Source organism: Vibrio splendidus (assembly GCF_001557875.1).
Classification (GTDB): domain Bacteria; phylum Pseudomonadota; class Gammaproteobacteria; order Enterobacterales; family Vibrionaceae; genus Vibrio; species Vibrio splendidus_F.
The window spans coordinates 193403-205418 of sequence record NZ_LNRF01000009.1; the positions used below are offsets into that span (position 1 = coordinate 193403).

The 12016-nt window shown below is 44.8% G+C and carries 8 protein-coding genes, 4 tRNA genes and 2 rRNA genes; 6 read left to right on the top strand and 8 right to left on the bottom strand.

What is annotated here, in order from left to right; translation table 11 throughout:
• Positions 1-15 precede the first annotated feature (15 nt).
• From ATB74_RS18870 to ATB74_RS18880, 3 genes are all read right to left on the bottom strand, one after another.
• A tRNA-Pro gene (locus ATB74_RS18870) sits at positions 16-92 on the bottom strand.
• 77 nt (positions 93-169) lie between these two features.
• A tRNA-His gene (locus tag ATB74_RS18875) sits at positions 170-245 on the bottom strand.
• A gap of 49 nt (positions 246-294) precedes the next feature.
• A tRNA-Arg gene (locus ATB74_RS18880) sits at positions 295-371 on the bottom strand.
• A gap of 298 nt (positions 372-669) precedes the next feature.
• Between ATB74_RS18880 and ATB74_RS18885 the strand changes: the two genes are divergently transcribed.
• Positions 670-1083 (top strand): c-type cytochrome, encoded by a 414-nt coding sequence (locus ATB74_RS18885; RefSeq protein WP_060983263.1) that lies wholly within the window; start codon positions 670-672, stop codon positions 1081-1083.
• Between the two features lie 96 nt (positions 1084-1179).
• On the opposite strand, the gene rep is transcribed toward ATB74_RS18885, so the two are convergent.
• On the bottom strand, positions 1180-3198 hold the full coding sequence (rep, locus tag ATB74_RS18890; RefSeq protein ID WP_061019437.1) for a DNA helicase Rep: 2019 nt from the start codon (positions 3196-3198) through the stop codon (positions 1180-1182).
• 180 nt (positions 3199-3378) lie between these two features.
• Between rep and ATB74_RS18895 the strand changes: the two genes are divergently transcribed.
• The 4 genes from ATB74_RS18895 (at position 3379) to ubiK (ending at position 8590) form a co-directional block, all read left to right on the top strand.
• Positions 3379-3960, top strand: coding sequence for a TetR/AcrR family transcriptional regulator (locus ATB74_RS18895; protein WP_060983265.1), 582 nt, complete (start codon positions 3379-3381; stop codon positions 3958-3960).
• 18 nt (positions 3961-3978) lie between these two features.
• Positions 3979-5085 (top strand): efflux RND transporter periplasmic adaptor subunit, encoded by a 1107-nt coding sequence (locus ATB74_RS18900; protein ID WP_060983266.1) that lies wholly within the window; start codon positions 3979-3981, stop codon positions 5083-5085.
• Between the two features lie 11 nt (positions 5086-5096).
• Positions 5097-8219: a multidrug efflux RND transporter permease subunit gene (locus ATB74_RS18905; RefSeq protein ID WP_060983267.1), complete on the top strand. Its 3123-nt coding sequence runs from the start codon at positions 5097-5099 to the stop codon at positions 8217-8219.
• Positions 8220-8338: 119 nt separating this feature from the next.
• Positions 8339-8590, top strand: a complete 252-nt coding sequence (ubiK, locus tag ATB74_RS18910) for a ubiquinone biosynthesis accessory factor UbiK (RefSeq protein ID WP_009848085.1) — start codon at positions 8339-8341, stop codon at positions 8588-8590.
• Between the two features lie 307 nt (positions 8591-8897).
• Here the strand turns inward: ubiK and ilvC are convergent, their stop codons facing one another.
• Positions 8898-10382, bottom strand: coding sequence for a ketol-acid reductoisomerase (gene ilvC / locus ATB74_RS18915; protein ID WP_017631997.1), 1485 nt, complete (start codon positions 10380-10382; stop codon positions 8898-8900).
• Positions 10383-10528: 146 nt separating this feature from the next.
• Between ilvC and ilvY the strand changes: the two genes are divergently transcribed.
• A complete protein-coding gene (gene ilvY, locus ATB74_RS18920; RefSeq protein ID WP_060983268.1) occupies positions 10529-11419 on the top strand; it encodes an HTH-type transcriptional activator IlvY in 891 nt (296 codons plus the stop codon).
• A 125-nt stretch (positions 11420-11544) separates the two neighbouring features.
• On the opposite strand, the gene ATB74_RS18925 is transcribed toward ilvY, so the two are convergent.
• The 3 genes from ATB74_RS18925 to ATB74_RS18935 form a co-directional block, all read right to left on the bottom strand.
• Positions 11545-11635, bottom strand: a tRNA-Ser gene (locus tag ATB74_RS18925).
• A gap of 69 nt (positions 11636-11704) precedes the next feature.
• Positions 11705-11820 (bottom strand): 5S ribosomal RNA (gene rrf, locus ATB74_RS18930).
• A 94-nt stretch (positions 11821-11914) separates the two neighbouring features.
• Positions 11915-12016 (bottom strand): 23S ribosomal RNA (locus tag ATB74_RS18935); the annotation flags it as partial.

Sequence of the window (12016 nt, forward strand, 5' to 3'; positions counted from 1 at the left end):
CGATTATTGAAATAGTGGTCGGTGAAGAGGGATTCGAACCCCCGACCCTCTGGTCCCAAACCAGATGCGCTACCAAGCTGCGCTATTCACCGACTAGTTTTGTATCGACTCTTGGAAATAATGAATCAACACTGGAAGCCGAAGCTACCGATATTTTGTAAAGAAAGAATGGGGTGGCTAACGAGATTCGAACTCGCGACCACCGGAATCACAATCCAGGGCTCTACCAACTGAGCTATAGCCACCATAATTTCTTTTCTGCCAATTTCTCGCTTACCGAAGTAAGTGACCGGATGGCGCGCCTGAAAGGATTCGAACCTTCGGCCTTTGGCTCCGGAGGCCAACGCTCTATCCAGCTGAGCTACAGGCGCATGCCCTGTCGGCGGAGTGGAATAATACGTATATCACCCAATGCCGTCTAGTACTTTTTTAACTTTTTTTTCTGTTTGGTCTCTTTTTCGACAGTTAATATGTGATAAACCCCTTATTTGAGTACTACAACCTGCCACAGCTTATAAGTTGTTGTTTATTGCAACAACTTATCGGGATATAATCACCCATTATTTACATTGGTTTAACAGTTGCTCTTTGCTGGTTAAAGCCAAAACACCCTTCCAACACTATAAATTGGTAAGCATGTACTTACCTTGGGAATGTAAAGTGAGTTTAATGGATATGTCTCGTCGAATTTTAAGCGTTGTCATCGCAGTTTTAACCTTTTCAACTGGCGCAATGGCTGCAGGCCTTAGCGAAGCGGAGCAAGATGCAATTGCTGAGCGCATCAAACCAGTTGGCCAAGTTTACCTAGTCGGCAGCGAGCCAGTAGCCGAAGAACCAACAGGCCCTCGTGATGGCGCAGCAGTTTACGGTACCTTTTGTATCGCTTGTCACGCATCTGGCGTAAGTGGCGCACCTAAAACAGGTGATGCTGGTGACTGGGGTCCTCGTATTGCTCAAGGTCGCGACATCCTAGCGGACCACGCAATCAACGGTTTCAATGCGATGCCAGCGAAAGGTTCATGTATGGACTGTTCAGACGATGAAATCAAAGATGCTATTGAGCACATGATTGCAGGTCTGTAATTTACCGATCTGTAATTAAGAATGCCAAATTAAAAAAAGGTGACCTTATGGTCACCTTTTTTATTGTCTTCTATGTAGTGCAATTTAAGTAGAGAACTACTTTTTATTGAACATCGCACGAATGTTAGCAATGTGCGCCTGCCCTTTTTCCATTCGCTCTTCAGCGGACTGTGGCTTCTTCACGCTTTCCCACTCCACATCATCATGTGGTAATTCATCTAAGAAGCGGCTTTGTGTTGGCTTAATCAATTCACCATATTGACGACGTTCACGACACTTAGTAAAGGTCAGCTCTTTCTGAGCTCGAGTAATCCCTACGTACATAAGACGACGTTCTTCTTCTACGTTGCCTTCATCGACACTGGTTTGGTGCGGCAAGATGCCCTCTTCTGCACCCATCAGAAATACATACGGGAACTCTAGGCCTTTCGATGCGTGCAATGTCATTAATTGAACTTGGTCTGCGTCGTCATCATCTTCACCTCGTTCCATCATGTCGCGCAGCGTTAAACGTTGAACCACCTCGCGTAGGGTTTTCTCTTCTTTGTCATAGTTGTCACCCTCAAGATCGGCCACAATCCAACTATAAAGATCAGAGACGTTCTTCATTCGCATTTCAGCGGCTTTCGGGCTCGCTGAAGTTTCGTACAACCAATCTTCGTAATTGATATCACGAACCAAAGAGCGAACGGCTTCAACCGTATTACCACGTTCAGCATTATCCGAGATACGAACAATCCAATCACCGAATCGGCGCAGGTTTTCTAAACCACGTCCCGTCAGCGTTTGCTCTAAGCCCATCTCAAAGCTGGCTTCAAACAAGCTTTTACCACGCATGTTGGCGTAACTGCCTAACTTTTCAAGCGTTACAGGGCCAATCTCACGACGCGGCGTATTTACAATGCGCAGGAAGGCGTTGTCATCATCTGGGTTCACCAATACACGTAGGTAAGCCATAATGTCTTTTATCTCGGCTCTAGCAAAGAAAGAAGTACCGCCGGAGATCTTGTAAGGCACACGGTTCTGCATCAAGGCTTTTTCAATCAAGCGAGATTGGTGGTTACCGCGGTAAAGCACTGCGTAATCTTTGTATTCTGTACGATTCAAAAACTTGTGTGCGATGATCTCACCGGTAATACGCTCTGCTTCATGCTCTTCATTCTTAGCATTCAGTACCTTGAGCTTTTCACCGTCTGGGATCTCTGAGAACAGTGATTTTTCATAAACGTGTGGGTTATTGGCGATCAAGATGTTTGCCGCACGTAAAATTCGACTGGTCGAGCGGTAGTTTTGCTCTAGTTTGATCAAGCGTAGGTTCGGGTAGTCCTCACCAAGCAGCACCAAGTTTTGTGGTTTTGCACCACGCCATGAATAGATAGATTGGTCATCGTCACCTACGACCGTCAAACGACCACGCTCTCCCACCAGTAAACGAACCAACTCATATTGGCTGGTGTTAGTATCTTGGTACTCATCGACCAGTAAATAGCGAATACGCGACTGCCAGCGCTCACGTACTTCTAGATTAGTTTTCAGTAGTAATACCGGCATCGCAATCAAATCATCAAAATCGAGCGCGTTGTATGCCTTCATCTGCTTCTGGTACATCTCAAAACCGAATGCAAAAAGCTGTTCTTGTTCGCCTTGAGCTCGAGCTTTCGCCTGATCTGGCGTCAGCATGTCATTCTTCCAATTCGAAATCGCACTCATCAATGCACGCAATAAATCTTTATCTCCATCGATCTGTCTCTCTGTTAGCTCTTTTAACAGAGCTAACTGGTCTTGGTCATCAAACAGAGAGAATCCAGCTTTTAAGCCCAGCGCTTTGTACTCGCGACGAATAATAGTTAGGCCCATGGTGTGAAACGTCGAAACAATAAGTCCTTTCGCTTCACCTTTACCAAGAGTTTGTCCAACACGCTCTTTCATCTCACGTGCCGCTTTATTGGTAAAGGTTACCGCTGCAATATTACGCGCCTTATAGCCACACTCTTGAACCAAGTAAGCGATCTTATTCGTGATAACACGTGTTTTACCGGATCCAGCGCCCGCTAATACTAAGCAGGGGCCCGAAACATATTTCACGGCTTCATCTTGTCTTGGGTTCAGTTTCATTGGGTTCTCAATTTGGTCTAGAGGAGCGAATTAAATTGCGCGCTTATAATAATGCTGCAACACCTCGAATGCTACGTTCTCTTATACAAGATTTTTACGCTGCTTGTGTAAAACTTTGTTGCACATGTGTGTGGTTCTTAGGCTATAATGAATGAACGTTCATTCATTGGTGATTGAAATATGACAACTCATGCACCTCGGGATAAGCGCCAGCAAATACTTTCTGCAGCTGAAAAGCTCATTGCTGAGGTCGGTTTCCAGGGCCTTTCAATGCAAAAATTAGCCAAAGAAGCGGGGGTGGCTGCAGGCACTATCTACCGCTACTTCGATGATAAGGATCACTTGATAGATGATGTTCGAGTGCTCGTGACTCAAAGAGTAGCTGATGCTGTTCAAGAAGGGGTTAATGATTCGGATCCAATTAAGCAACGCTATCGTACTATGTGGTTGAACATATGGAACTTAGCGGGAACGAACTTAGCCGCGATAAAAAACCGGGTTCAGTATGACTCGCTACCCATCACAAATAGCCTAAACTTCAGGGAACTAGAACGTAAAATGTTTGCCCAAGTTGAGCTGCTGTTTAATGAGGGTAAAGAGCAAGGATTGTTTAAACCACTTGATAATGAAGTACTAAGTGGCTTGAGCTTAGCAGCTAGTGTATCTCTAGCGCGAAAGCATTCTTTAGGATTTTACCAACTCGACGAGGCAGCACTAGAAGCTGCAATTGAAGCCAGTTGGGACGCAATAATTAAACACTAGATCGGAGTTTTGACCATAATGAAAAAGTGGACTTTCTTCATGTTACTCATCGCTGTACTACTTTTCGGCAGCGTTATTGGGTTCAACATGTTCAAACAACAAAAAATTGCTGAGTATATGGCCAACCGCCCTGAACCAGAGTTTCCAGTAACAGTTACTGAAGTTCAGCCGATCGACTGGGTTCCAGTGATTGAAGCTATCGGCTTCATCGAACCTAACCAAGGTGTGACACTAGCTAATGAAACCAGCGGTGTTATTGACCAAATCTCTTTTGGTTCAGGAACTGACGTTAAAAATGACCAACTTCTTGTTCGTCTTGATTCTGGCGTAGAAAAAGCCAACCTAAAGAGTTCTGAAGCTCGCCTACCTGCGGCAAAAGCAAAATACAAACGCTACCAAGGCCTGTTTAAGAAAGGCTCTATTTCAAAAGAAGCATATGATGAAGCAGAAGCAAACTACTACTCTCTATCAGCTGACATTGAAAGCTTAAAAGCATCAATCGAGCGCCGTGAAATTCGTGCACCGTTCGACGGTACTGTTGGTATTCGTAACGTATACCTAGGTCAATACCTGCAATCGGGTACAGATATCGTTCGTTTAGAAGATACCAGTGTAATGCGCCTACGCTTCACGGTTTCTCAAACTGACATCTCTCGTATCAATGTAGGCCAAGCTGTCGACATCTTTGTTGATGCTTACCCAGAAACACCGTTTGAAGGCTCTATCAGTGCAATTGAACCCGCTGTTAGCATCCAAAGTGGTCTTATCCAAGTTCAAGCCGATATTCCAAACAATGATGGCAAACTTCGTAGCGGCATGTTCGCTCGCGCTAACATCATTCTGCCTAAACTAGAGAATCAAGTAACTCTGCCTCAAACAGCGATTACTTTCACTCTATACGGTGACAATGTTTACATCCTGACTGAAGAAGACGGCGTTCAGCGTGTTGCTCAACACGTCGTGAAAGTTGGTGAACGCACAGCAGATATCGCGCACATCCTTGAAGGCGTTAAAGCTGGCGATACGGTTGTAACTTCTGGCCAAGTACGTCTAAGTAACGGCGCCAAAGTTAAGGTTGTTGAAAGTGATGCAATCACTCCACCATCTGAAACACCTAAGCTGTAACTGGAGGCACAATGCGCTTTACTGATGTTTTTATTAAACGTCCAGTTCTAGCGGTATCCATCAGCTTTTTGATTGCGCTGCTTGGCTTACAAGCAATCTTCAAAATGCAGGTGCGTGAATACCCTGAAATGACGAATACCGTTGTAACCGTAACCACGAGTTACTACGGTGCAAGTGCCGATCTTATCCAAGGCTTTATCACCCAGCCCCTCGAACAGGCTGTGGCGCAAGCGGATAACATCGACTATATGACTTCCTCTTCTGTACTCGGTAGCTCGACGATTACGGTGAACATGAAGTTGAACACCGACCCGAATGCAGCGCTGTCTGACATACTGGCCAAGACAAACTCGGTACGTTCTCAGCTTCCTAAAGAAGCCGAAGATCCAACCGTGACTATGTCGACCGGTTCAACAACAGCGGTACTCTACATTGGTTTTACTAGTGATGAGTTGGTGTCGAGCCAAATTACCGATTATCTAGAGCGTGTAATTAACCCGCAGCTATTTACGGTAAACGGTGTATCGAAAGTTGACCTATATGGTGGTATGAAATACGCACTACGCGTATGGCTAGATCCGTCAAAAATGGCTGCAGTTAATCTAACTGCTAGCGATGTGATGACGGTATTGAATGCCAACAACTACCAATCGGCTACAGGTCAAGCAACCGGCGAATTTGTTCTTTATAACGGCAGTGCCGACACGCAAGTATCGAACACTGAAGAATTAGAGAACTTAGTCGTTAGAAGTGGTGAAGGTGAGATTATTCGTCTGTCTGACATCGCTAAGGTTTCTCTAGAGAAAAGCCACGACGTTTACCGTGCAAGTGCGAACGGTCAGGAAGCGGTTGTTGCAGCAATTAATGCGGCACCAAGTGCGAACCCAATCAACATCGCTGCAGATGTACTTGAGCTTCTTCCTCAACTAGAGAAGAACCTACCAAGCAACATCTCGATGAACGTAATGTACGATTCAACCATTGCGATTAACGAGTCAATTCAAGAGGTTATCAAGACCATTCTTGAGGCTGCATTAATCGTATTGATCGTAATTACCTTGTTCCTAGGTTCATTCCGAGCAGTACTGATCCCTATCGTTACTATCCCACTGTCTTTGATTGGTGTGGCAATGGTAATGCAGGCAATGGGCTTCTCTTGGAACCTGATGACGCTACTGGCAATGGTACTCGCCATCGGTCTGGTGGTAGATGATGCGATCGTAGTACTTGAGAACGTCGACCGGCACATCAAGCTCGGGGAGTCCCCTTTCCGTGCGGCGATTATCGGTACCCGTGAAATTGCGGTACCTGTTATCGCAATGACACTAACGCTAGGTGCGGTATATGCTCCAATCGCAATGATGGGTGGTATCACAGGCTCGCTATTTAAAGAGTTTGCGTTAACCCTAGCTGGTTCGGTTTTCGTGTCAGGTATTGTGGCACTTACGCTATCGCCAATGATGTGTTCAAAAATGCTGAAAGCTCACGCTGAGCCAAGCAAGTTTGAACAGAAAGTTCATGGCGTACTGGATGGTATGACTAACCGTTACGAGCGTATGCTTGGCGCGGTAATGCAGCATCGTCCAGTATTCATTGGCTTTGCTATCATCGTATTTGCAAGTTTGCCAATGTTATTCAAGTTCATCCCTAGTGAGTTAGCACCTTCAGAAGATAAGGGTGTAATCATGCTAATGGGTACAGCACCTTCGAATGCGAACTTAGACTTCATGCAAAATACCATGAACGACGTAAACACAATTCTGTCTGACCAGCCAGAAGTAGCGTACGCGCAGGTGTTTACTGGTGTTCCTAATGCAAACCAAGCGTTTGGTATTGCATCTATGGTTCCATGGAGTGAGCGTGAAGCAAGCCAATCAGAAGTAGCAAACCGCGTTGGTGGTTTAGTGAAAGATGTTCCTGGAATGGCAGTAACAGCGTTCCAAATGCCAGAACTACCAGGTGCAGGTTCAGGCCTTCCAATTCAGTTTGTCATTACAACGCCAAACAGTTTTGAAAGCTTGTTCCAAATCACCACTGACATTCTGGCTGATGTATCTTCAAATCCACTGTTTGTATATTCAGATCTCGACCTGAACTACGACTCAGCAACCATGAAGATCAACATCGACAAGGATAAAGCGGGCGCATACGGTGTGACCATGCAAGATATCGGTATCACGCTAGGTACCATGATGTCAGACGGCTACGTCAACCGTATTGACTTAAATGGACGTTCTTACGAGGTAATTCCTCAGGTTGAACGTAAATTCCGTTTGAACCCAGAGTCAATGAACAACTACTACGTTCGAGCAGCTGATGGTAACGCCGTTCCACTAGGCAGTTTGATTACGATTGATGTTGTGGCAGAACCTCGTTCTCTTCCTCACTTCAACCAATTGAACTCAGCGACGATTGGTGCGGTACCTGCACCAGGTGCGGCAATGGGTGATGCAATTGCTTGGTTTGAAGATACGGCAGCAAATAAACTACCAAGTGGCTACAACCACGATTACATGGGTGAAGCGCGCCAATACGTAACTGAAGGTAGCGCACTTTACGCGACCTTTGGTCTAGCACTAGCTATCATCTTCTTGGTACTTGCGATTCAATTCGAATCTCTTAAGGATCCATTGGTTATCATGGTATCTGTACCACTGGCGATCTGTGGTGCTCTAATAGCTCTAGCTTGGGGTGCGGCAACGATGAACATCTACTCGCAGGTAGGTTTGATCACCTTGGTTGGTCTGATTACCAAACACGGTATCTTGATCTGTGAAGTTGCAAAAGAAGAGCAGCTACATCATCACAAGACTCGTATCGAAGCGGTAATGGAAGCGGCGAAGGTTCGTCTTCGTCCAATCCTGATGACAACGGCGGCGATGATCGCGGGTCTAATCCCACTGATGTACGCAAGTGGTGCGGGTGCAGCTCAGCGTTTCAGCATTGGTATCGTAATCGTTGCTGGTTTAGCAATTGGTACTATCTTCACGCTATTTGTACTGCCAGTGATTTACAGCTACTTGGCTGAAAAACACAAACCTCTGCCTGTATTTGTTGAAGACAAAGACCTAGAAAAGTTAGCTCGCGTCGATGAAGCAAAAGCGGCACACAGAGAATTAGCTGATAATAAGTAATCGCTAAGTCGTATTAACAATAAAAAGGCTACTTCGGTGGCCTTTTTTTATACGCCATAGGCGACATCTCAAGTGTGATTAAATAGAATAGTAGTAAATATTCAGGAGTTTTAATTGATATGTTTGATCCAAAAAAATTAGAGCAGATTGCTAAGCAGATCCACGATTCTATGCCTCAACCAGTAAAAGAGCTTGGTTCAGACGTAGATCAAAAAGTTCGCCAGGTTATCCAAGGCCAGCTAAACAAGCTAGACGTTGTGAGCCGTGAAGAGTTTGATGTTCAAACACAAGTACTGCTTCGCACTCGCCAAAAGCTAACTGAAATGGAACAAAAGCTAGCGGACTTAGAAGCAAAGATTGCCGACAAGTAAGCAGAAAGCAGAAAGCAGAAAGCAGAAAGCAGAAAGCAGAAAGCAAGAATACGAAAGGGTTGGTGTAAAAACACCAACCCTTTTGTATTTCTAAAGATCAATCAAGAACTGAAAGTCAACGAAGGCCTATCAAGCAATATTCATTTAATTGATTTATAAAACTTTATTCCTAAAAGAAAAAAGGCTTGGTCAACGGCGACCAAGCCTTTCTATTAGATGCTGTGTTGCTTATTTATAACTCAAACCTGTAAGGAGCTATTGATACTGCTTTGCTTTTTCTACAAATTCGCAGTCTCTAAGCGACGAATTAACCGCCTACAGCGATACGCTTCATGTCGCTCATGTAGCTACGTAGCTCTTCACCGATGTACTCTACAGGATGGTTACGGATAGCTTCGTTAACTTCGATTAGTTTAGCGTTATCAACTTGGTTAGATGTTTCACCTAGACCACGACCGATTACGTCAGTTGCTACTGAAGGCATGAACTTCTCACGTAGTAGCGGGGTTGCTACGTTAGCGAATAGGTAGTTACCGTACTCAGCAGTATCAGAGATTACAACGTTCATTTCGTAAAGACGCTTACGAGCAACTGTATTTGCAATTAGTGGAAGCTCATGTAGAGATTCGTAGTAAGCAGACTCATCGATGATGCCTGATGCCGTCATAGCTTCGAATGCTAGCTCAACACCGGCACGAACCATAGCAACCATTAGGATACCGTTGTCGAAGTACTCTTGCTCAGAGATTTCTACGTCAGAAGCTGGGTAGTTTTCGAATGCCGTTTCGCCTGTCTCTTCACGCCAGCCTAGTAGGTTCACGTCATCGTTCGCCCAGTCAGCCATCATTGTGCTAGAGAAGTGACCAGAGATGATGTCATCCATGTGTTTGTTGTAAAGCGGGCGCATTAGGTCTTTAAGTTCTTCAGAAAGCTCAAACGCTTTAACTTTAGCAGGGTTAGATAGACGGTCCATCATGTGAGTCACGCCACCAAACTTAAGAGCTTCAGTGATCGTTTCCCAACCGTATTGTAGAAGCTTGCCTGCGTAGCCCGGTTCGATGCCATCAGCAATCATCTTCTCGTAAGATACGATAGAACCTGCTTGTAGCATGCCACAAAGGATAGTTTGCTCACCCATAAGGTCAGATTTAACTTCTGCTACGAAAGAAGACTCTAGGCAACCTGCACGGTGACCACCAGTACCTGCAGCCCAAGCTTTAGCGATATCCCAACCTTCACCTTTAGGGTCATTTTCAGGGTGAACTGCGATAAGAGTTGGAACACCGAAACCACGCTTATACTCTTCGCGTACTTCAGAACCTGGACACTTAGGTGCAACCATTACAACAGTAAGGTCAGAACGTAATTGCATGCCTTCTTCAACAACGTTAAAGCCGTGAGAGTAACCAAGAGCTGCGCCTTGCTTCATTAGAGGCATTACTGTTTCAACAACGTTTGTGTGTTGCTTATCAGGAGTAAGGTTGATTACTAGATCTGCTTGAGGGATTAGTGTTTCGTAGCTACCCACAACAAAGCCGTTCTCATCAGCATTTTTGAATGATTGACGCTTTTCATCAATTGCCGCTTGGCGTAGAGCGTAAGATACGTCTAGACCAGAATCACGCATGTTTAGACCTTGGTTTAGGCCTTGAGCACCACAACCAACAATTACGATTTTCTTACCTTCAAGATATTCAGCTTCTGTCGCAAATTCTTCACGATCCATAAAGCGGCAACGACCTAATTGGTCTAGTTGTTCACGAAGGTTTAATGTATTGAAATAGTTAGCCATTCTAGGGCACTCCTTTAAAAATAAGTCCGTAAGGTCGATATCTCTCTATCGAATGACTTCATACTAAAACAGACACTCCGTTGCTGAAAGTGATATATTCACAATTAGTTATTGCAATAAATGCAACATGGAAACGATCGCAGAACATGAACATAAAATCTCTACAATTATTTATACATTTATGTGACAGCAAGAGTTTCAGTAAAACCGCTGCTGCTATGCACGTCAGTCCCTCAGCGCTGAGCCGTCAGATACAAAAGCTTGAAGAGGAAACAGGACAAGAGCTGCTTATCAGAGACAACCGCAGTGTTGATCTCACCCCAGCAGGAAAACACCTATTACCAGTAGCATTGAGCATCGTTGGCGAATGGCAACAATATAACCTTCATCTGAAGGGCGGAGAACAAGAGCTTAAAGGTGAAATTCGTATATTTTGTTCTGTGACAGCTAGCTACAGTCACCTACCTGAACTCATAACCGAATTTAGGGCTATTCATCCGTATATTGAATTCAAGCTCTCTACTGGCGATCCAGCTCAATCAATCGACAAGATCTTAAATGATGAGGCGGATATCGCGATCTCAGCAAAGCCAGATATCCTTCCTTCAAGGCTAGAATTCGAGACCATCAGCGATATACCACTTTCCGTTATCATCCCGTCAGGTGTGAGTAGCTTTAGCCAACAACTACAATCTGATAAACCAAACTGGAATGAAGTACCTTTTATCATCCCAGAAGCAGGAACGGCCCGAGAGCGTGCAAACGCATGGTTCAAAAAGATGAAGATAAAACCCAATATTTACGCTCAGGTTTCAGGGCATGAGGCAATCGTGAGCATGGTTGCCCTAGGTTGTGGGGTTGGTATAGCGCCAGATGTGGTCATTAACAACAGTCCAGTAAGAGATAAAGTAGACCGTTTAAAGATAGAACCCATCAAACCGTTTGAATTGGGTGTATGTTGTAAGCGAGCACAATTAGATAACCCATTAATTAGAGCATTTTGGCAGGTCGCCGAAGGAAAGTACCTACAAGACTAGTTATCTATAAGTGATAACTAGCAGGTGTGGAGTCACAGATAAAGAGCACGTTAGTGCTCTTTTTTGTTTTTCTAAACGACAAATATGAAAAAAGCCCGCTGATTTCTCAGCGGGCTTTTCAATGGTGGTGGAGGGATAGGGATTTGAACCCTAGAACCGCTATTAACGGTTGCCGGTTTTCAAGACCGGTGCTTTCGACCACTCAGCCATCCCTCCAACAAATTGTCATCAACAGATTAGTACACTGTTGAGGTTGTTATTTACTACGTAAATAACGAAATCAAAGCCTGGCGATGTCCTACTCTCACATGGGGAAGCCCCACACTACCATCGGCGCTATTGTGTTTCACTTCTGAGTTCGGCATGGAATCAGGTGGGTCCACAATGCTATGGTCGCCAAGCAAATTTTAAAATTCGGAAAGCTTATCTAAAAGTCTATCTCTTCAAACTCATTCAAGGTCTGTCTTTGAGTCCACAAAACCCCTTGGGTGTTGTATGGTTAAGCCTCACGGGCAATTAGTACAGGTTAGCTCAATGCCTCGCAGCACTTACACACCCTGCCTATCAACGTCGTAGTCTACGACAACCCTTTAGGAC

What these genes read in the sequence shown, in the direction of transcription:
- ATB74_RS18885 (WP_060983263.1), top strand. Translation starts at nt 670, where the DNA reads ATGGATATGTCTCGTCGAATTTTAAGCGTTGTCATCGCAGTTTTAACC.
- rep (WP_061019437.1), bottom strand. Translation starts at nt 3,198, where the DNA reads ATGAAACTGAACCCAAGACAAGATGAAGCCGTGAAATATGTTTCGGGC.
- ATB74_RS18895 (WP_060983265.1), top strand. Translation starts at nt 3,379, where the DNA reads ATGACAACTCATGCACCTCGGGATAAGCGCCAGCAAATACTTTCTGCA.
- ATB74_RS18900 (WP_060983266.1), top strand. Translation starts at nt 3,979, where the DNA reads ATGAAAAAGTGGACTTTCTTCATGTTACTCATCGCTGTACTACTTTTC.
- ATB74_RS18905 (WP_060983267.1), top strand. Translation starts at nt 5,097, where the DNA reads ATGCGCTTTACTGATGTTTTTATTAAACGTCCAGTTCTAGCGGTATCC.
- ubiK (WP_009848085.1), top strand. Translation starts at nt 8,339, where the DNA reads ATGTTTGATCCAAAAAAATTAGAGCAGATTGCTAAGCAGATCCACGAT.
- ilvC (WP_017631997.1), bottom strand. Translation starts at nt 10,382, where the DNA reads ATGGCTAACTATTTCAATACATTAAACCTTCGTGAACAACTAGACCAA.
- ilvY (WP_060983268.1), top strand. Translation starts at nt 10,529, where the DNA reads ATGAACATAAAATCTCTACAATTATTTATACATTTATGTGACAGCAAG.